Annotated in this window: 22 protein-coding genes; 3 read left to right on the top strand and 19 right to left on the bottom strand. The window is 33.1% G+C overall.

Annotation, left to right across the window (positions count from 1 at the left end; translation table 11 throughout):
• Positions 1-2 precede the first annotated feature (2 nt).
• The gene (locus ABW637_RS18880; protein WP_367586282.1) at positions 3-368 is read left to right on the top strand and encodes a hypothetical protein; all 366 of its coding nucleotides are present in this window, start codon (positions 3-5) and stop codon (positions 366-368) included.
• Between the two features lie 185 nt (positions 369-553).
• On the opposite strand, the gene ABW637_RS18875 is transcribed toward ABW637_RS18880, so the two are convergent.
• From ABW637_RS18875 to ABW637_RS18805, 15 genes are all read right to left on the bottom strand, one after another.
• Positions 554-1,315: a hypothetical protein gene (locus tag ABW637_RS18875; protein ID WP_367586281.1), complete on the bottom strand. Its 762-nt coding sequence runs from the start codon at positions 1,313-1,315 to the stop codon at positions 554-556.
• The gene (locus tag ABW637_RS18870) at positions 1,302-2,003 is read right to left on the bottom strand and encodes a hypothetical protein (RefSeq protein WP_367586280.1); all 702 of its coding nucleotides are present in this window, start codon (positions 2,001-2,003) and stop codon (positions 1,302-1,304) included. The genes ABW637_RS18875 and ABW637_RS18870 overlap by 14 nt, the downstream gene beginning before the upstream one ends.
• Complete coding sequence (locus tag ABW637_RS18865; RefSeq protein ID WP_367586279.1) at positions 2,003-2,398, bottom strand: hypothetical protein; 396 nt, start codon at positions 2,396-2,398, stop codon at positions 2,003-2,005. Before ABW637_RS18865 ends, ABW637_RS18870 begins: the two co-directional genes overlap by 1 nt.
• Positions 2,395-3,732, bottom strand: a complete 1,338-nt coding sequence (locus tag ABW637_RS18860) for a M20/M25/M40 family metallo-hydrolase (protein ID WP_367586278.1) — start codon at positions 3,730-3,732, stop codon at positions 2,395-2,397. The genes ABW637_RS18865 and ABW637_RS18860 overlap by 4 nt, the downstream gene beginning before the upstream one ends.
• 101 nt (positions 3,733-3,833) lie before the next feature.
• Positions 3,834-4,712, bottom strand: a complete 879-nt coding sequence (locus ABW637_RS18855) for a PPK2 family polyphosphate kinase (RefSeq protein WP_367586277.1) — start codon at positions 4,710-4,712, stop codon at positions 3,834-3,836.
• A gap of 140 nt (positions 4,713-4,852) precedes the next feature.
• Positions 4,853-5,374, bottom strand: a complete 522-nt coding sequence (locus tag ABW637_RS18850) for a hypothetical protein (RefSeq protein ID WP_367586276.1) — start codon at positions 5,372-5,374, stop codon at positions 4,853-4,855.
• Positions 5,375-5,488: 114 nt separating this feature from the next.
• Complete coding sequence (locus ABW637_RS18845) at positions 5,489-6,652, bottom strand: sigma-54-dependent transcriptional regulator (RefSeq protein ID WP_367586275.1); 1,164 nt, start codon at positions 6,650-6,652, stop codon at positions 5,489-5,491.
• Positions 6,652-7,551, bottom strand: coding sequence for a DUF2715 domain-containing protein (locus ABW637_RS18840; protein ID WP_367586274.1), 900 nt, complete (start codon positions 7,549-7,551; stop codon positions 6,652-6,654). The genes ABW637_RS18845 and ABW637_RS18840 overlap by 1 nt, the downstream gene beginning before the upstream one ends.
• 46 nt (positions 7,552-7,597) lie before the next feature.
• Positions 7,598-8,494 (bottom strand): mechanosensitive ion channel family protein, encoded by an 897-nt coding sequence (locus tag ABW637_RS18835; protein WP_367586273.1) that lies wholly within the window; start codon positions 8,492-8,494, stop codon positions 7,598-7,600.
• A 4-nt stretch (positions 8,495-8,498) separates the two neighbouring features.
• Entirely contained in the window at positions 8,499-9,797 is a 1,299-nt protein-coding gene (locus ABW637_RS18830) for an ABC transporter permease (protein ID WP_367586272.1), read from the bottom strand.
• A complete protein-coding gene (locus tag ABW637_RS18825) occupies positions 9,790-10,719 on the bottom strand; it encodes an ABC transporter ATP-binding protein (RefSeq protein ID WP_367586271.1) in 930 nt (309 codons plus the stop codon). Before ABW637_RS18825 ends, ABW637_RS18830 begins: the two co-directional genes overlap by 8 nt.
• A 122-nt stretch (positions 10,720-10,841) precedes the next feature.
• Entirely contained in the window at positions 10,842-12,290 is a 1,449-nt protein-coding gene (locus ABW637_RS18820; protein WP_367586270.1) for an ankyrin repeat domain-containing protein, read from the bottom strand.
• A gap of 53 nt (positions 12,291-12,343) precedes the next feature.
• Entirely contained in the window at positions 12,344-13,609 is a 1,266-nt protein-coding gene (locus tag ABW637_RS18815) for an ankyrin repeat domain-containing protein (protein ID WP_367586269.1), read from the bottom strand.
• 401 nt (positions 13,610-14,010) lie between these two features.
• On the bottom strand, positions 14,011-15,123 hold the full coding sequence (gene dnaJ / locus ABW637_RS18810) for a molecular chaperone DnaJ (protein WP_367586268.1): 1,113 nt from the start codon (positions 15,121-15,123) through the stop codon (positions 14,011-14,013).
• Between the two features lie 6 nt (positions 15,124-15,129).
• Positions 15,130-15,678: a nucleotide exchange factor GrpE gene (locus tag ABW637_RS18805; protein WP_367586267.1), complete on the bottom strand. Its 549-nt coding sequence runs from the start codon at positions 15,676-15,678 to the stop codon at positions 15,130-15,132.
• A 163-nt stretch (positions 15,679-15,841) separates the two neighbouring features.
• Here ABW637_RS18805 and ABW637_RS18800 point away from each other — a divergent pair, with 163 nt between their 5' ends.
• The gene (locus ABW637_RS18800) at positions 15,842-16,513 is read left to right on the top strand and encodes a YceI family protein (protein ID WP_367586266.1); all 672 of its coding nucleotides are present in this window, start codon (positions 15,842-15,844) and stop codon (positions 16,511-16,513) included.
• A 54-nt stretch (positions 16,514-16,567) separates the two neighbouring features.
• Here ABW637_RS18800 and ABW637_RS18795 read toward each other — a convergent pair whose 3' ends face one another.
• From ABW637_RS18795 to ABW637_RS18785, 3 genes are all read right to left on the bottom strand, one after another.
• Positions 16,568-17,476: a TIGR01777 family oxidoreductase gene (locus ABW637_RS18795; RefSeq protein WP_367586265.1), complete on the bottom strand. Its 909-nt coding sequence runs from the start codon at positions 17,474-17,476 to the stop codon at positions 16,568-16,570.
• A 118-nt stretch (positions 17,477-17,594) separates the two neighbouring features.
• Complete coding sequence (gene mnmC2 / locus ABW637_RS18790) at positions 17,595-18,284, bottom strand: tRNA (5-methylaminomethyl-2-thiouridine)(34)-methyltransferase MnmC2 (protein WP_367586264.1); 690 nt, start codon at positions 18,282-18,284, stop codon at positions 17,595-17,597.
• Positions 18,281-18,784 (bottom strand): DUF4920 domain-containing protein, encoded by a 504-nt coding sequence (locus tag ABW637_RS18785; RefSeq protein WP_367586263.1) that lies wholly within the window; start codon positions 18,782-18,784, stop codon positions 18,281-18,283. The genes mnmC2 and ABW637_RS18785 overlap by 4 nt, the downstream gene beginning before the upstream one ends.
• A 176-nt stretch (positions 18,785-18,960) precedes the next feature.
• Between ABW637_RS18785 and ABW637_RS18780 the strand changes: the two genes are divergently transcribed.
• The gene (locus ABW637_RS18780; RefSeq protein WP_367586262.1) at positions 18,961-20,028 is read left to right on the top strand and encodes a branched-chain amino acid aminotransferase; all 1,068 of its coding nucleotides are present in this window, start codon (positions 18,961-18,963) and stop codon (positions 20,026-20,028) included.
• 74 nt (positions 20,029-20,102) lie between these two features.
• Here the strand turns inward: ABW637_RS18780 and ABW637_RS18775 are convergent, their stop codons facing one another.
• Positions 20,103-20,489: a pyrophosphohydrolase domain-containing protein gene (locus tag ABW637_RS18775; protein WP_367586261.1), complete on the bottom strand. Its 387-nt coding sequence runs from the start codon at positions 20,487-20,489 to the stop codon at positions 20,103-20,105.
• Positions 20,490-20,851 lie beyond the last annotated feature (362 nt).

The following is a 20,851-nucleotide window of genomic DNA, read 5'->3' as shown; positions in this document are numbered from 1 at the left end:
GTATGTCAGAAGCTATTATTACTGAAACTGAAATCAAAAAAAGAAACAACACCCGAATTTATCTTATTGTAGCTAGTGTTATTTTTGGGATTCTTGTTTTACCGTCTCTCCCAATGATTATGATGTCTGCTATGATGTTTGATAGCCCTGGATCCGAAGATAGTATTCCTACAATTACCTTAGTCATTACTCTAGTTGCCTACCCCATTATAACAGGTATAAGTATCATCGTTGCCTGGATACTATTCATGAGAAAGAAACATCTTTTAGCTATAGTATTTGCAAGCTTACCCATCCTGGATATTCTTGTTGGTATTGCAGCTGTTATCTACATGGCAGTGTTTTGTGGTGGGGATTTTGCTTGTTAAGACTTCTATTTTACACTCTAAATCGTAACTAAGGCTATAAATTTGTTTTCTACCAAACTTTGTATACTTTATTAATATATAATATTGATGATATGAATGGGGTGGTTTGATTGCTTATTTTTAATATAGATTATCGTTCAGAAAAAACTCCTTCCCTATCGAGTTTAAGATTTGAGGCGAAAAACTTATAAACTATTATTCTGATCTTTATTTGATTCTATTAACTTTTTAAGTTTGTCTAAAGATGTTTTTATACTTTCAGACTTACTCTTCTTTTGCATCAATTCAATTTTTTTTAGCATTCCACTATAATTAGCTTTTGGATATAGTTCTATTAATTCTGTGAAATATAGATCAATCCCATTACTAAGCAATTCTTTCCCTTCGTCAGAAAAAGCTTTTTCATCATTAATTTCATCAAGATAATAATTAAAATTACCTACCAATGTTCTTTTATTAGAATTGATTACTCTACTGGCCTGACCAGAATTTGGATCATCAGAGCTTTCGATGATCACATCATTCCCTAGTTTAAAATACCTTAATTGTAGACTTAAACCGAAATGCCAAACTTTAATTAATTCTCTATCATAAATGTAATTATCTTTCCTATCTGTGCTTCTATAAATACTATTCATGTCTTTCCAACGCATAAAGAAATCAGACGAAATTTCATTTCTATGCTTCTTTCCCAGCTCATTATCATCCAATACAATTTTGAAATTTTGTTGATCCACCAATTTTTCAAATACTATCCTATTTTCGGGATCACTATAACTTGGCAATTTCTCGTCAGGCTCATAACCATATTTCAATTCACGTATAACATTTGCATAATCCATCGTATCCCAATATCGTTTATCTATTGGATATTTTTCATTTTCAGTTTTACAATTTGCTAGAAACAAAGAAACAAATGCTAGTATAAAAATATTAATTTTTGCCATTAATAGTAATTTTTGGTTTTTCATATTTCGAAAGCAAATTTAGTAAACTATCTACTACTTTTTCATATTTTTTTTGCTCGCTAAAAACGTAGCTATGAAAAGTATCATAATCGTACTTTTTCTGATAATCTCTTTCTTCAATCCAAGTTTTATCAATTATTTCTTTAATAATATTCGAATCATTAGTCTCAAGTCTAGATAACCTTTGCTTTGCTTTTCGGGCGTATAACTCCGTTATTTTGAAATGATATATTTCATGCGATAATAATTCTTTACTATTAGAGTGTGAATTATAAACGAATGAACGTGAAGGATGAAAATAAGACTGAACCGTAACTTCATTACCTTCTATCTCACTCTCTATTGTTGTCACCACATAAGCAAAATGTTCATTACCATACAAGGATTTTTTAAAGAATTCTACTCCTCTAAAATTCTCAAAGGTAATTCGATCAACTTCATCATATGTAATGGGTTTTTCATAATTAAAATAATTGGTATGGCTTATAGCTCCAAATATGATAACCAAAGGAATAAGAACTAAAAAGCTTATTTCCAAAAACTTACGAAGCCTTTTAAATGGTTTCCTATTCCCTGTTTTATATTCTTTAATAACTATGACTAATTGATAGAATACAGGAGAAAAGTATAGCGTTAGTATTAGTACGCCAAGTAAATTTTCATTCATCACTTTATCACTACCTTTAAAACACTTTTTAACAACCCTTTTCTTTTTATAGATACTATCGAGGCTAACTCTGCTTGTGTTTTATAAGATAACGTATCGGTTAACGTAAAAACCTTAACCTCTACTATTGTTTCCCTAATTGAATCTAATTCTTGTTTTCCCCAAGTACCCATTTTATATATAAAAAGTGCTTTAGAATCTTTACCGCTTTGTCTTAAAAAGTAATCATGTGTGTCAGTTTCACTAACAACAGGTAATCTATTTTCGGTATCACTTACTATTTTAAGACTTATTTCATTAGTAGTTTTATTGTTAATAATCAATTTCTTAGCCGGATCACAGCTAGATAATAGTGTTAAGATAAAAGTGAATATACAAGCTCTTCTTAATATCATTTCACCCCATATTTATCGAAAAGATATACTAAACTTGCCATAGTGGCTGCACCTAATTCTAGTTCTCGTTTATTAACGGCATCAAAAGTATCATTTTTGGCATGGTGATAATCAAAGTAACGTTGTGAATCTGGTCGTAATCCTGCAAGTACGATCCCATCCTTTTTAAGTGGGCCTATATCTGCACCACTTCCGCCTTTGGCAAAATAATGTACCAGGTATGGTTCAAATAATGATTTCCAACTTTGTACTTGTTTAAAGTTTGCTTCATCGCAATCAAAAGAAAAGCCTCTGGGTGTAAAACCTCCCGAATCACTTTCTAGGGCAAACACGTGATTTTCACCTTTATTTTTAGCAACCTTGGCATATTTTTTACCTCCACGTAATCCATTTTCTTCATTCATAAACAATACCACTCGAATAGATCGCTTAGGTGTATATCCAATTTCTTTAAATAATCGTAATACCTCCATAGATTGTACTACTCCTGCTCCATCATCATGAGAACCGTCTCCCAAATCCCATGAATCCAGATGACCACCAACGACCATATATTCATTAGGGAATTCGCTACCTGTAATTTGCCCAATAACATTAAAAGATTCTACATCTTTCCATGTACGGCAATTCATATTGATATGAAACTTGATCTTAGGGTCGAGTTTCAGCATAGAGCTTAATAAATCAGCACCATTGGTGCTAATTGCCGCTGCAGGAATTTTATCCATATCGGGCAAATCCCCATAACTCATGGCGCCAGTATGCGGTAAATCATCTAATCGCAGATTCATAGAACGCACGATGACTCCTATTGCTCCATATTTAGCCGCTTCTGCAGCGCCAGAATATCGTTGATCTACACAACCTCCGTACGCTCTAAATGTTTCTATTAGATCTGCTTGCATTGGCCGGTTAAAGAACACCATCTTTCCGGTAATTTCGTCACTTCCTAATTTTCTAAGATCTTCTAATCCTTGTACTTCAATAATAGGGGCTTTAATTCCTCCAATAGGCGTAGGAACCGAGCCTCCTAATGCGCAAATAGGCACATTTGTTGTTTTGCCTGGTTCTGTCTCGATAAAAGCAAATTCGGTTACACCACGAGTCCATTTAGGCACCATCACAGACTGCAACCAAACCTTATCAATTCCTAATTCTTTCAATTCTTTTTCTCCCCATTCTACAGCTTTTTGCGCGTTTATAGAACCCGATAACCTTCCTCCTATCTGATTGGATAGATAATCTAACCAATCATAGCTTTTGCCATTCAATAATGAAGTGTCGTATATTTTTTTAAGTATTGTAGCATCTTCTTTTACTTCGTTTTGTGCCATGCAATTCAATGATAGAATTGCAAAAAGAAAGGGGATTATGTTTTTTGACATTGCGTTTTTTTATTTCATCAATTATACTATAAACCTATATGGTTTTAGCGTTATTCATTCTCTAACTGTTGTTTATATAAACCTAAATTTGCTTTTGTTTTTTCATCCAATTCTGGCTCTTGTATATCATCATACTCTTTTAAAGTATCATATAATGTTCTTGCTACAATATACCTAGCCGTAGGCTTATCATCTGCCGGGATCACATACCATGGTGCGTGTTCCTCTGAGGTTCTGTTAATGGCATCCTGATAACAATTTTGATATTGATCCCAAAGTTTTCGCTCTTTAAGATCTCCCGCAGAAAATTTCCAGTTTTTTTCTTTTTTCTCTAATCTACGAAGCAATCTGTTTTTTTGCTCATTTTTAGACAAGTGTAAATAAAACTTATAGATCAATGTCCCGTTTTGTGCTAAATGTTTTTCAAAATTTCTTATCTGTTCAAAACGTGTTTCCCAAAATTCATCATTAATATCTTCAACACTATCTATATGGGGTATATTTTCACCCATTATATATTCTGGATGTACACGAGTTACTAATACGTTTTCGTAATGTGTTCTGTTAAAGACACTAAATTTACCGCGTTGTGGCAAGGCTATATAATGGCGCCATAAATAATCATGGCCCAACTCTAATTCTGTAGGAACTTTAAAGCTATGTACAACAATTCCTCTTGTGTTAAAATCTTTAAAAACCTCTCTAATCAAACTATCCTTACCCGAGGTATCCATTCCTTGCAAACAAACTAAAACTGCATATTTGCCATGCGCATATAATGTATCTTGAAGTTTTCCCAGCTTTTCACGCACTTCTTCAAGTTCATTTTCTATTTTTTTCTCACTGGCATCAAGGTCATATGTGGTAGGTATTTTGGATAATTCTATAGATGAAGAGACTTTAAAGTCTTTGGGATGTATCGTATTCATAATGTGATTTGTGTTATACTTCGAAAGATACTAAAGTTTTCTATTTACAGGAAAACTTTAGTATCTTCTTAAATAACAGTATCATGATTACTCATGTAAATACTACATAAAAATCTTACTTGTACATAAATCAATATGATTTATCGAGCATCAAAATCATAGCTAAATCCGATCAGAAAAGTGTCATATCGTCTTCCTAAACTTTTCACATTGAGTTCTGCAAAAATATGTACTGGTGTAGAAACCTGATGTAAGGCTCTGATTTTAATTTGGGCTCCATGATTAAAATTACCAGCTCTAATACCAAGAAAAGCTTGGTCTTCGATATCTTCAAAAATACCCGAATCATTACCTATGTACCCCATACCTGCAGTAATTGTAGTTGGGTACCAGTTAAATAAAATTAAATTTACACCTATTGCTAATTCATTATATCCTTCGTAAGTATCTTCTGCTCCTATAGCAAATGAACGATTATACTCTCCAATAAATGTCGTATAACAATTAAAGGCGTACTCTACTCGGGCACCAAGTCCTGCTTCGTTTTCAAGTCCAAAATTTTTAATAGCTACAACACCGTAATTTACGGCACCTGGGTCATATTGGGCAGCACTATGTATTGCAAAAAACAATGCTAAAATTGAAAACAGAATTTTCTTCATCAATGGGGCTTATCTTACTTTGGTCGCAATATAAGATTTATTCATTACACGAGTTGGTTAAAAAAATATACTCCTCGATGTAGATCATAAACTACCTTAATGTAAGTATAGCATTTATTTTGCTGCAAAAAGTTTCACGTCTTCTTCGCTTACCTCTTTTCCTCCAAGGATAATCAAACGTTCAACAACATTGCGTAATTCTCTGATATTTCCTGTCCAATCATATTGTTGCAATTGTTTGATCGCTTTCGCTGAAAATGACTTTATAGGAGATCCTTGTTCCCCAGAGATTTTTTTAGTAAAATAATCAACCAATAGAGGAATATCTTCTCTTCTTTCATTAAGTGCGGGTACTTTAACCAAGATCACTGCCAAACGATGGTATAAATCTTCTCTAAATTTATTCTCGGCTATCTCTTTTTTAAGATCTTTATTTGTTGCAGCAACTACTCGTACATTTACTTTAATGTCTTTATCGCTACCAACTCTCTGTATTTTATTTTCTTGTAATGCTCTTAGCACTTTTGCTTGTGCAGAAAGGCTCATATCTCCAATTTCGTCTAGAAAAATTGTTCCACCATTGGCAGCTTCAAATTTACCTGCTCTATCCTTATTAGCCGATGTAAATGCTCCCTTTACATGACCAAAAAGCTCACTTTCTATTAATTCTCCCGGTATCGCTGCACAGTTAACCTCTATCATAGGTCCTACAGATCGCTCACTTTTTTGGTGAATCCAATGCGCTACCAATTCTTTACCTGTACCGTTGGGTCCTGTAATCAAAACTCTAGCATCTGTAGCAGCTACTTTTTCGATAATATCTTTAATATCAGAAATAGCTTTAGACTCTCCAATCATGTCATAGTTTTTAGAGACTTTTTTCTTAAGTCTTTTATTTTCTACAACAAGTTCTTTTCGATCTAACGCATTACGTACGGTATTAAGTAAACGATTTAAATCAGGTGGTTTAGAAATATAGTCAAAGGCTCCAAGTCGCATTGTATTAACAGCTGTATCCAAGTCTCCGTGACCAGAAATCATTACTATTGGAATTTCGGGTTTTATCTTTTTTATGGCTTCAAGTACCTCTACTCCATCCATTTTAGGCATTTTAATATCGCACAATACCAGATCATATTCTTCAGTTTTGATCTTCTCTATTCCGGCAAGACCATCTTCGGCCTCAAAAACTTCATATTTATCACTTTCCTCAGATAGGATTTTAACCAAAACTCTTCGGATTGCTGCTTCGTCTTCGATTACTAATATTTTTGCCATTATATTTTTAGTTTAATTCCGCTACGAAAATAGAATGTATTACCATTGTTGATGGTTAATACATTTTCTTGTTTATCATCTCGTAAACGAATTTCATTACTTAATGTATATCCTGCATATGTGTAGAACAATAAGTGTTCCGTAAAATAGTATTGATAGCCTAATGCTCCCATAACATTAAGCATAGATGCATTTTCTGCAACTTTAACTTCTCCGTTTTCATCTACAAACGCCCTGTTATTCTGTAAATTACCATAAAATCGATCTAGTCCTACAAAGGCCTGAAGTGTATTTTTCTCATTAAAAAAATATTTTATACTTGTCTTGGGTGTACCCACAGAATACGACCAGCTCGGATGAAATCTTTTAAAATAATTAATAATCGGTAACGGAAAATTAATACTTGCGGGTACTGCATATCTCAAACCAAGTATTAATCTAGCAGTTTTTGGAGCTTGCTGGTTTTTATAACTCTTCACTAAATATAGCGATACAGAATACCTAAAATCATCACTTTCGACACCAGAACCTTCAAAATTCGATGAGATTTGAGATCCTAATTTAGCTCCAAACCTCCAGTCATTTTTCATCTTGAAAGTATATCCAAATTCTACTCCGAACGTCTGAAAAGCATTTAGGTCACCCCCTTGCTCAAATATCAGTGCATCCTTTAGGCTTAGGCTATTATATCGATATTGTGGCGAGATAACCAAATACGATCCCTTTTTTTTCATTTTTATGGGATAGTTTGCAGAAATTCTAAAACGACTATACACATTGTCACTATTTGCTTGCGGAATATAGGCGTATTCGATCCTTGCTAAATCTGTTTCCTGGGATCTTATATTACAAATAGCACAGATGAATATGCATATTAAAATTAGATCCTTGTTTCTCATTTTTGGGAAGTATCGGTTATTTGGCTCTTGATAGCTATTTTATGTGTTATTCTTTTTCTTTTAAGATAGTGATTTCTCGTTGAGGGAATGGAATACTAATATTATGCTCTCTAAACAAACGATCTATCTCGAATCGTATTTCACTTTTAGGAATTCCCGCCTGAAAGCTATCACTCATTGTAAATATCAATTTAAAATTTAATGAGCTATCTGCAAAATCTGTAAATAGTACTAAAGGTGCAGGGGTTTTTAAAATACTATCATTAGACAATGCAGCTTTTATCAATAAATCTTTTACTAATTGAGTATCGCTACCATATGCTACGCCAATGCTAATTGACTCTTTTGTCATGCTTCCGTTCTGTGTCCAATTATAAAGCGACGATGTCATAAACTTATGGTTGGGTATGATAAGTACTTTATTATCTATGGTAACCGCTCTGGTAGTTCTCAATTTAATTTCTTCTACGCGTCCAACCTTATCTTCTATTTCTATAATATCTCCAACATGTACCGTTTGATCCATAAAGATAAAAATTCCTGATAAGATATCCTGAATAAAAGTTTGTAGTGCAAGACCAACACCAACTAATAATGCTGCAGATGCTGCGAAAATTGCGGTAATATTGAATCCGATACCGTCTAGCGCACCAAAAATAACAATGATATACACAAAATATTTCAAGAATGAGAATATAGATTCAAACTTTAGTTTATCCTCACTCTGAAGTTTTCTGGTAATGATTCTTTTAAAGACTTTTAATGCATAAGAGGTCATTAAAAGAATTACTATTACAAACAATAGTAATTGTACTGTGAGTACAATCGGGTGTTCTGTGCCAAAATGAAAGATTTCGTACCCTAAAAAATCTTTAATTGCTCCCCAAATGTCTTTTTGGATTACATCCTTTACCTGCTCTGTGATTTCTTCTTGAAATATCATGATATTAATATTTTAACCACTTAAATAGTTCTTTATAGCTTGGTTTTTTTCCATACATAAGAATACCAACTCTATAAATTCTTCCTGCTAACCAGGTTATACATATGATACTTCCTATTAAAAGAATAATCGAAATCACAACTTCCCACCAATTTACTCCAAAAGGAATACGCATTAGCATTACAATTGGTGACGTTAAAGGTATCATAGAAAATACGGTTGAGACCGTACCATGAGGGTTTTCTATTACCGAAAAGAACCCCACATAAATCCCTAACATCAGTGGTAAAATTACGGGTAACATAAACTGCTGAGAGTCTGTCTCACTATCTACGGCCGCACCTATCGCAGCATAAATCGAGCTATATAAAAAATATCCTCCTATAAAATATATTAAAAATGATATCACCATAGTCACTAACGGAAGTTTCAAGATGTCCTGAAGTACTAGCTGTATTTCTTGTTGGTTACCTTCTTGCATAGCTAAAGATTGCTCTATACCCACTGGTTGTGGTTCTATCCCAAAAAAAGAGGTTGCTATAGTTAACAAAACACCTCCTAATAGTATCCAAATAGCAAATTGAAGAATTCCTGCCAAAGATGTTCCTAAAATTTTACCCATCATTAATTGCATAGGTTTTACGGAAGAAATAATAATTTCGATGATACGGTTTGCTTTTTCCTCTATAACGGATCGCATCACCATATTACCATAAATAATAACAAACATAAAAAGTAAATACCCCGCTGCTCCACCAAAAATCATTTTTACATAGCTAGACATTTTTGAAGTCTTCTCCCCAGAAAAGTTCTCGATCTGAATACTAACGTTGGCTTTAGAATTTTCAATCACATTTAGATCCAATCCTTTTTTTTCAAAATTTTGATTGGTTAACTTACCAGCAATTACCTCTTCTATATCATTGAGAATGGAAATATTAGGTGCTTCATCTGCATAAAATTGTATAGATTCTGCCAGCTCTCGATTGGATTGTTTTTTAGGAATATATAGTAATCCATATAATTCTTTAAGTACTACCGAATCTTTAGCATTGTTTAACGTTAGATTACTATAATTAATATAGTTTATTTGATCCGAATTCTTAAGATCTGAAATAAACACACCCGTTTCATCAAAAAAAGCGATCTCCCTCGTCTCGTCATTATTTAGAGTTGCCAGCCATGTAATTAATGATATCATCCCCACAAAAATCAAAGGACTTAAAAAAGTCATGACAACAAATGTTCTGTTGCGTACACGAGCTATGAATTCTCTTTTTATAATTAGTTTTAGATTACTCATTGTCTGTGATCGTTTTAATAAATATTTCGTTGACTGTTGGTATTACTTCATTAAAACGCATTACTTGGGCTTTATCCGACAAGTATGATAACAACTCATTCGATGACATATTTTGGTCTAAGGTTATTTTTACTTTCAATTGCTCATCTATAGTTCTAAAATCTGCAGGAATAATTTCAAATTTTTCATTAAGAGTTTGATACAAACCATTATTATTCTCGGTTAAAAGTCCAACTTCAAAGGTATTGGATTTATATTCTCTTTTAATATCAGAGAGCTTACCCTCTACTATTTTTTTTGATTTATGGATCAATGCGATGTGATCACATAATTCCTCAACACTTTCCATGCGATGGGTAGAAAATATTACGGTTGCACCCTCATCACGCAATTGTAGGATTTCATCTTTAATCACATTTGCATTAATGGGATCAAAACCACTAAATGGTTCGTCAAATATTAAAAGTTTAGGTCTATGAAGTACGGTAACTATAAACTGAACTTTCTGTGCCATCCCTTTAGAAAGTTCTTGTATTTTTTTATCCCACCAATGGGCAATCTCAAATTTATTAAACCAATATTTAAGACGCTCCTTAGCTTCTTTCTTACTAAGTCCTTTTAGCTGTGCCAGGTACAAAGCTTGCTCACCAACCTTCATAGACTTATAAAGTCCTCTTTCTTCGGGTAAGTATCCAATATCTTTAATATGCTCTGGTTTTAGCAGCTCATTATCCAGTAATACATCTCCTTCATCGGGTAATGTAATTTGATTGATAATCCTGATTAATGTTGTTTTACCAGCTCCGTTAGGTCCTAATAATCCAAAAATGCTCCCTTTTGGCACCTGTATGGATACATCATTAAGAGCTGTAAAGGTTCCAAATCGTTTTGTGGCTTGCCTGACCTCTAAAAGATTAGTCATAAATACTAATGATATTGTTATAATTTATATGAAACCCGAATGATACGAAAACTTAAAAACTTATGCTAATAATTATTAAATATTGATATAATAACTTTCCTATAAAACAAAAAAAATTAGTATTAATCTAACCATTGAGCAAACAAAGGTTTAATATTTTTGTTTTTCGCTTTTTTTAATAATTTAATTATTTCTTTTTTTATTTTTTGGTTTACTAATACTTGAACCGCTTTACTATTGATCAATATTTTGATAATGCGATCATCTCCTTGATATCGCATAATTGCAGTTTTAATTAGTGAATAATCATCAGGGCCTTTAAAATTTAGGCTTGCATCACTCTTTATAAGTTCTTCTAAAATCTCTGGAAGTGTTCTTGAAACCGATAAATATAAAGAACTATACCCTTCAGTATCCAACATATTTATGTCGGCTCCCGAATCAATAAGCAATTTTACAATATCAAGACGATCATCTCGCATCGCCGAATGTAAAGCAGTATTACCAAATTGAGTACATTCATTAATATCAATTCCTTGCCGAATTAACTCTGAAACTGTATCGATATCATTTTTAGAAATAGCAACGCGTAACTTATCATATTCATTTTTTTGATATGTTTGAAAATTACCCCATTTTGAAAACAACACTCTAATTTTTTCATTTTTTGGCATCTCTAGCTGACCTAAGGTGTCATTTCCATAATAATTGGGAATAGTTGGATCTACTTTATTTTTTAATAGTATTTTAATAATACTATCATCCTCTCTATACCCATTAACTGCTATTGAAATTAAATTATTGCCGTATGAATCTTTGAAACTTAAGCTAGCGCCTTGGGATATTAATATCTCTAAAATCTCTGGACGACTCCCAGAAATTGCATAATGAATCGGGGTATAACTTTGATCATCTAATACATCAATATCTGCCTTAGATTCTAGAAGCAATTTGACCATATTTAATTGCCCATTCATAACAACTTCATGTAAAGCAGCTTTTCCAAATTCATTCTTTTTATTTACATCAATGCCCTTTTCAATCATTTTGGTAGCACTATTCACATCATTCTTATACACTGCTTTATAGAAAGCCTCATAATCCAATTTTACAATCTCTAATGAATATCCTAAAAGACCTCCTTTATTTTTTACAGCTTGAACTGAAGTAATAAGTCCATTTAATTTTGCAGTATCGTTTGCAAATTGAATATTCTTTCTGCATTTTTCTATTTCGATTAGTATAACTTCTTCAATATCATCAATTGAAAAATTGATATCTCCTTTACTTTTAAAGTAATAATACACATACAAATGATAAAGTAACTTTTCTACTTTGACACAAATCGATATCTGATCAGCCTTAGACAATTGAGAAAACATCAACCTCACATTTTTTATACAATCATTCTTATTATTCTTAAAATAAGGTAAAACATACGTATTCCAAGAACCAACAACAGAATGTTCATCATATTCTCTGTCCTGGATAAAATATGTATCTTCTCCCATTGCAAACTTTACCAGTTCATCGTTTTTTATAGCAAGTTTAAAGAAGTTTGTATTCTTCATGGACACCCATTTTAAGCTGTATTTAAAGCATCATTTTTTAGGTTAGCACAGGATTAGAGCTTAAATTTAAACCGTTTGGCACGATCTTCTGCACTATTCCCATAGTGGTTTTTATGCGCTTTATCTACATCATACTCTAATAAAAGATCAATAATTTCTCGTCCTTCATTTCTACTTTTTAATGCTGCAAATAACGCATTATTGCCATAAGAATCCAGTGAATTTACTTCGGCTTTATACTCCAATAGTAACCTGACGATTTCATAATTATGCCTGTCAACGGCATAATGAAGAGGTGCAGAATCATTGGTTTTATCTTTAAGGTTTGGATCTGCTCCATACGTTAAATAGAGTTTTACTATTTCAATATTGTTATCAATAACCGCATGCATAAGACCATTATAACCACTTTTTATAAACTCATCAATACGAGCAGGATATTTTTCAAGAATTTTCTTAAGTTCTGTATCTCTTTTATATATCAAGTGCCCAAAAATTTCTTCTTTAAGCGCTTCCAAATTAATATCATCAAATTCGACTTTCCATATTCCTGATATTTGACAAGTCATTCTTCCTGGTTGCGATTCTCCAGATCCAAATACTATAAGATACGTTTCACTACAAGAACTACACTTAAAACCTTCATATAAGGCCGGAAGATTGCAAAATATTAACTCTCCCAAATGTGATTGAAATTTAGCAGCAGATTTAGCCACTCCATTTTTAATCAATTCTTCTTTACTTATTAATTTTTTTTGAGTCAATATATCTAAAGAGGTTCCTGTTTTAAAAGGTATAATCTTAACTTCATTAGTTTCATTACATTTTTTACATGGAAATTTTAATATAACTTCTGGAAACATTTCTGATTCTCTGAAATCTGATTTTGGAAGTAATATTTTATTTACTATTTTAAATACTTTTTCAAACCTAAAAAAATAAGCCCCCTCATCTTGTTTTGTTCTTGCCTCCTCAGGAATCTCTCCATTCATATCCAGATACCATTCTACTATATAATCAGATATACAGTCATAGATATCATCTTTTACCTCTGGATATTCAAAATCTTTGATACAATCAATACTTCTTTGGATCTCTATACGTGCCTTATCATTAAATATTCCTGAAGTACATAAGGTATCGCTTATATAATCTGCAAAATCTTCAAAACGTTCGTCCCAATTTTTATTTCCATTATTTTGAGCTTCCCAACGTAATTTCTCCAACGATCGCAATAACTCTCCTTGTACAGTATCGGCTTTTCCTTCGGTTGGCACAAATTTGTCCCAAATATATTTAGATTCTTTTAAGTATTTCATTTATTTTTGAGTGGTATTTTAATACTTCTATCCTGCAATTGGGAGGGTTTTTGATTGAAATCTGCCCTTATTTGTTTCTCATGGTCTAAATGACACCATTTACGTTAATTGTTCTTTTTGAATCTGTAAAAGAATGAATATTATATTCAATTTACATCAGTAATTATCATATATGTAAGTTACTATTTATTGGCGACATAAATAGCACTATTTGTATGTTTAAAAAATTAATAAAAAACAAAACCCACCCTGAATACAAGTATTAAGGATGGGAAAAAAATTGCTATGAAAAAGAAAAATTATCACTAAATAGATTAGTGATAATTCAAATATACGAATTTTTCTTAATCAAAAGTTAATAAAAACAAATGATTCATCATATGATAAATTACCCGAATTTATTAAGAAAACATATCTTTTACTTTTTCAAAAAATGACTTTTCTCCACTATCAGGATTTGGCATAAAGTGATCATCTTTGGCCATTTTTTCGAAAAACTCTCTTTGTTCTTTATTTAATGTTTTTGGTGTCCAGACATTTACATGTACCAAAAGATCACCTTTACCATACCCATTAATACTAGGAATACCTTTTCCTCGTAATCTCAGGATTTTACCGCTTTGCACACCTTCTTCAATTTTGATACGTACTTTACCCGAAACGGTATCAATCTCTCTGGATGCTCCCAAAGCCGCTTCAGAAAAGCTTATATACAGGTCATAGTGCAAGTTGTTTCCTTCTCGTTGTAAAAAAGGATGATCTTGCTCCTCTATAGCCACAAGAAGGTCTCCTGCAATACCATTACCCGGAGCTTCATTACCTTTTCCAGATACTTTTAGCTGCATTCCTTCTTCTACTCCTGCAGGGATTTTTATACTTACGGTTTCTTCTGTTACTCTTAGACCTTGAGCATCTGCATCTGCTGGTTTATGATCAATAGACTGTCCGGCTCCTCCACATGTAGAACAAGTGGTTGCAGTTTGCATTCTTCCGAGAATTGTATTGGTGATTCTGGTAACTTGTCCAGTACCATTACATGTTCCACAAGTTTTATAGGTAGTACCCGGAGCTTGAATTTTTCGTTTTACTTTGATTTTCTTCTCTACACCATTTGCGATCTCTTCTAAGGTAAGCTTAACCCGAATACGAAGATTACTTCCTTTAACACGGCGTTGTCTTCCGCCTCCGCCAAAACCGCCAAAGCCACCAAAACCGCCACCGCCAAAGATATCACCAAACTGACTGAATATATCATCCATATTCATGCCACCGCCACCACCAAAGCCACCGCCTTCAAAAGCTTGGTGTCCATATTGATCATAACGAGCTTTTTTATCAGGATCACTTAAAATCTCATAAGCTTCTGCTGCTTTTTTAAACTTTTCTTCAGCTGTTTTATCTCCTGGATTTTTATCAGGATGAAACTCAATAGCTTTCTTACGATATGCTTTTTTGATTTCTGCATCAGTAGCACCTTTACTTATCCCTAATATGTCGTAAAAATCTTCTTTCATAATGTATTATTGACCAGTCACTACTTTAGGAAAACGAATAACTTTGTCTCCCAGTTTATATCCCTTTTCTATAACATCTACAATCTTACCCTTTAAATCATCACTAGGAGCAGGGATTTGTGTTATTGCTTCATGATCATCAGCATTGAAAGCATCACCAGCTCCAACTTCGACTTCAGACAATCCCTTACTCTTCAGAGTTTCCTTCAGTTTATTATGAATAAGTTCTACTCCTTTGATAAGATCTTTGTCTTCTGATTTCTCTATTTCTTTTGATGCACGATCAAAATCATCTAACACAGGTAACATGGATTGGATAACATCCTGACTTGCTGTCTTAAATAACTCTATGCGCTCCTTAGAAGTACGTTTTTTATAATTTTCGAACTCAGCAAAAAGTCTTAAAAATTTATCTTTTTCTTTCTCTAATTCTTCTTTAAGCTGTGTTTCTACATCTACTATTTCTGTTTCTTTCTCTGTTTCTTCAACAGGAGTATCAAGTATTTCTTCTACTTGATCTTTTACATCTTCAGTATTTTTATTCTTCTTACTCATGTAACTCGTACCTTTTATAAGTTTTGATTTTGAAGTAGCAAAAGTACTGCCATTTTTGAATTAATGTCATAATGTCACAGGAATATTTTAGTATATATTTAAGAGTGTTTCATTCACAAAAAAATAATTTTGATCCCTTTAAAAACCCAGTAAACTATTATCTATGAAAATCAAATTGATCAATACACTAATCATAATGGCACTTGTGATGACTGCTTTTTCCTGTAAAAGCGAAAAAAAGAATGAAACCGAAGCTGCTACAGCCGAAGAAGTTAAAGAAGCTACTGCAGAAGCTATCTCTTATGTTGTAGACCCAGCATCTAGTATTATAGAATGGACTGGATCAAAACCAGCAGGCAAACATACAGGTACCATACAATTAGAACAAGGAACTGTAAAAACGCAAGAAGGAAAAATTGAGAGCGGGTCTTTTATGATTGACATGACCACGATTAATGTCACAGATCTTGAAGGTGAAGAAAAAACAGGACTTGAAGGTCATCTTAGAGGTGAAGGAGAAGGAAAAGAAGATCATTTCTTTAATGTTGCTAAATTCCCAAAAGCTTCTTTTGAAATTACAGGAATTACTCAAAAAGAAGGAAAAACTTATCTAGAAGGTAATCTTACTATAAAAGGAATCGAAAAGAATATTTCGTTTCCTGCAAGCACCTCTATAGAAGGAGATACGATGACATTAAGTACAGAAGTATTTACTATTAATCGTACAGAATGGGGTGTAAACTATGCTTCAAAATCAATATTTGAAAACCTAGGGGATAAATTCATCAATGATGATATAGAATTAAAAATTAGTGTAAAAGCCAAAAAAGCTTAATCCTCTCTACAATAAACTAAAAAACCGATGCAACTATGTGTCGGTTTTTTTTGATTATTCTGAAATAAGAGCATCGATTGCCGAAACGATATTATCATACCGAAACTCAAATCCAGATGCCAAAATTCGATTACTACAAACACGCTGACTAGAGAATAGAAGAATATGCATCTCTCCTAAAAACAATTGTAAAGTAAGCCTCGGTACATTAGGAAGGATTATTTTTTTATCCAACTTTTCTGCTATAGCTCGGGTCAATTTTTTATTAGAAACCGGATTAGGTGCTACTGCGTTAAAAACTCCGTTCAATTCTTCATGCATTACATACATAAACATTCTAGCAAGGTCTTGAATGTGTATCCAGCTCTGCCATTGTTTACCGTTACCAAAAAAAGCTCCAAAACCATATTGAATTGGTTTTGCTATTTTCGGAAACGCTCCTCCTTGATCAGACAATACAAGTCCTATACGCAATAAGCTAACATCAATTCCTATGGTTTTGAATTGAAGAACAGCATCTTCCCATTTAGTGACTACTTGTCCTAAAAAGCTTGTATCTCGTTCTGGAGAATCCTCCATATAATAATTCTGAAAGGAATCAGGGTAGATTCCTATTGCACTTGCCGAAATGACATGCCGAACAGAATGTTTTACATTTTTTAGGGTTTCTAAAAGTAAACTAGCGGTCCCTATCCTGCTATTTAGGATCTCTTTTTTATGTGTCGATGTCCACCTTTTTGCCACTGTTGCTCCAACAAGATTAATGATGACCTCAACACCCTCTAAGCATTTTACATCAATTTCATTTTTTTCAGGATTCCAGAAATAACCGGAATAATTAGAAGTAGTACTTAGTTTATTTTTACTGGTCGTAAGATAATTTACATCAATATCAGATTGATGACATAGCCTTACAATTTCCTGGCCTATTAATCCTGTGGCACCAGTAATTAAAACCTTCATTTATTATAATTTGGTGCAAAATACCATCACCTTATAACAAAAACAATCTCTTTATTATAGGTTTAACAATCGTTCATCATCTTATAAAAAAGAAAGTAAAAAAATACAACGTTTTAAATTACACTTTTGTGGCTCTAAGCATTTCTCGTTTACCGGGAGGACCAGGAAGTCGTTCTACCTGAAAACCCACTTCTTGCATTGCACGCCTTACACTACCCTTTGCCGAATACGTAACTAGAACCCCTTTTGGCTGAAGCGCGTTATACATCTTTTGAAAGATTTCTACTGTCCAAAGTTCGGGTTGTACTCTAGCTCCAAAAGCATCAAAATATATAAGATTGAAGATATCTTTATCCTCGATATCAACAAAAAATTGTTTGCGCTTGGTAAGCACAAAATCAGGAGAAATCTCAAATGGAACTTCCCAGGCAGATTGATGTAATAACTCAAATATTGGTTCTTTTTCTTCGGTTGAAAGTTCTGCAGAGTAATTCATTAAAATTGCCTCGTCAAACGCAACGGGATACGCCTCTACTCCAACATAATGAATTTTTTGATTAATTTTTTCTGCTTCAAGAAAGGTGATAAAAGCATTTAGCCCTGTTCCGAAACCTATTTCAAGGATATTCAATTTCTTTAAAACACCTAGACCTAGAACATAATCAAAACCATTTTTAATAAACACATGTTTTGCTTCATTAATAGCGCCATGTTTAGAATGGTACTGTTCATTCAGCTCTGGTAAGTGAATTGTTGTCGAACCATCTGCGGTAGTAATAATTTCTCGTTTTAATTGGTTTTCCATCATTTCTTAATCAAAACACCATCTGCTATAAAAGAATAGGTCTTCTTAGGCTGAGTAATCGCAGCAATTTCATCTTCAGATTTTCCTGCATCACTTGCAAAATGACGTTGTTCTTCGACAGATATTTCGCTCACAAATGCTTTTCCTTCAATAATTACGGTGTCATTTTCAATATCTTTTGGAACAAAAAAACCATAATCTTTAAACTTCACCATTACTTCTTTCTCACCACTCAATGCCACTCTCATCCAACATCCCTTAGCCTTACAAACAGAATTCACAACTCCAGTAAAAGCAACATCTACTGTATCTTCTTCTGTAAGATCATCGTACTTTTCGGTTATTAGATTTTTATAATAAATCTTTTTAGAAGATATTTCTTCTCCATAAGAATCATAATTTTCTGACATAATATCATCCATCGATGTAGAAACTTCATTTTTATTTCTACAGTTAGTCGTTATAAACAATAATCCCGTTAAAAAAAGTATGCTTTTATTCATTATTCTATAATTATTGGTCTTTGATGGTAAAATTACGTATTTTAAAAATTCTTATTTTATCAGAAAAGGGTATTTTTGTGAATTATAAGATTAGTTGTTAGTATTCATATCTTTTTTTGACAAAATACAATGAATTTATACTACTAACAGATTGTGATCACCTTAAAAAATGTCAAATGAAAAATACAATTTCGCAGACCTTAGAAATTAATAAAGTTAGTGAGTCCAAAATTGGACAAGTAGATTTTGAAAATCTTAATTTCGGAAATATTTTTACTGATCATATGTTTGTCTGTGATTATATCAATGGAGAATGGCAAACACCAAAGATTGTTCCTTATGGTCCATTGAGTATGGAGCCATCTGCACGTGTTTTTCACTATGGCCAGGCTGTTTTTGAAGGAATGAAAGCCTACAAGGATGATAACGGAGATACTTTTTTGTTTAGACCAGATGAGAATTATAATCGTATTAATAAGTCTGCAGAGCGATTAGCAATGCCAGATTTCCCTGAAGATTACTTTTTTGAAGGATTAAATACGCTACTCAAATTAGATAACGAATGGATTAAGCCAGGTTTTGGAAATTCTTTATACATTCGACCATTTGTGATTGCTACTCAGGCCAGTGTTTCTGCATCTGAAGCTGATGAATATAAATTTTTAATTATTTGCTCTCCGGCGCAATCATACTATAGCGGCGAAGTAAGTGTATTAGTTGAAGAAAGATATAGTCGTTCGGCAAATGGAGGTTTTGGATATGCTAAAGCAGCTGGAAACTATGCTGGTCAATTTTATCCAACCAAACTCGCCAAAGAGAAAGGATACCAACAGATTGTTTGGACAGATGCTGATACCCATGAATACATGGAAGAAGCCGGTACTATGAATGTATTTTTTAGAGTGAATGACACCTTATTAACTGCACCAATTAGTGATCGAATTCTTGATGGTGTAACTCGTAAAAGTTTAATTGCCTTAGCCGAAAAAGAAGGGATTAAGGTAGACGTTAGACCTGTAAAAGTTAGTGAGATTGTTGAAGCCGCAAAGAATGGTAGCTTGAAAGAGATTTTCGGAGCAGGAACTGCAGCAGTAGTAAGCCCTGTAAAAGCTTTTGGATATAAAGGTGAGCATTACGAATTAGCAAAACAAGAAAACTCCTATGCTTCGCATTTCAAGAAAGCATTGATGGATATTCAATATAATAAAGCCGAGGATTCTTTTGGATGGAGATATAAGGTGTAGTTTTTGAATTACGAATTCAGAATTACGAATCTTTCAAATAAAAAATTCCCGAAGAATGTTCTTCGGGAATTTTTTTATCGATCTAAAATTTCTTTGATATTGGGTTTAAAGTAATTTGGCCCTTTGAGCACTTTACCATCTTCTCGATAGATAGGGTTACCATCTTCTCCCAATTTACTCATATTACTTCGCTGAATCTCGTTAAACACTTCTTCAATTTTATGCTGCATCCCATGTTCGATGATGGTACCACACAAAATATAGAGCATATCGCCCAAGGCATCTGCCACCTCAACTAAATCATTATTTTGTGCTGCTTCTAGATACTCCTCATTTTCTTCTTTCATTAAATTAAACCGCAGCGTGTTTTTTGCTTCTCCCAGATCAGCAATAGGTTCATTTTTATACCCAATCTCAAACGCCGTATGAAATTCTTGTACCGCACTAATTTTATCCTTCATCAGTATATTTTTATAGATTATCTTTGCCGTAAAAATAACAAAATATGTTTAGTCAGGGCCAGTTACTATTTGCAGGATTTTTTGTAGTTGCTTTTATCATTCTAATGATTTTTAGCTACAGAAAGGATCTTAAGCTACATCGCAAATATTACAAAGGCAGCCTGTTTATTTTAATTGGTTTTATTATCTTTATTATATTGTTGTTTGCGTTAAAAACGTATTTACAACCTGAGTAAACCATAACACACCCCTTTTTTCTATCGCATCTTTGCATTGTAGCTATACCCCTATTTAGACTATAGTCTAATTATTTCATGTAAACATTTATCGTCAACAAAGCAATATACCATGTATTGGGTATG

Origin of the sequence: Aquimarina penaris (genome assembly GCF_040786285.1) — a bacterium.
In the GTDB taxonomy this organism is placed as follows: Bacteria; Bacteroidota; Bacteroidia; order Flavobacteriales; family Flavobacteriaceae; genus Aquimarina.
This window is presented reverse-complemented; position numbering and strand designations above follow the sequence as displayed.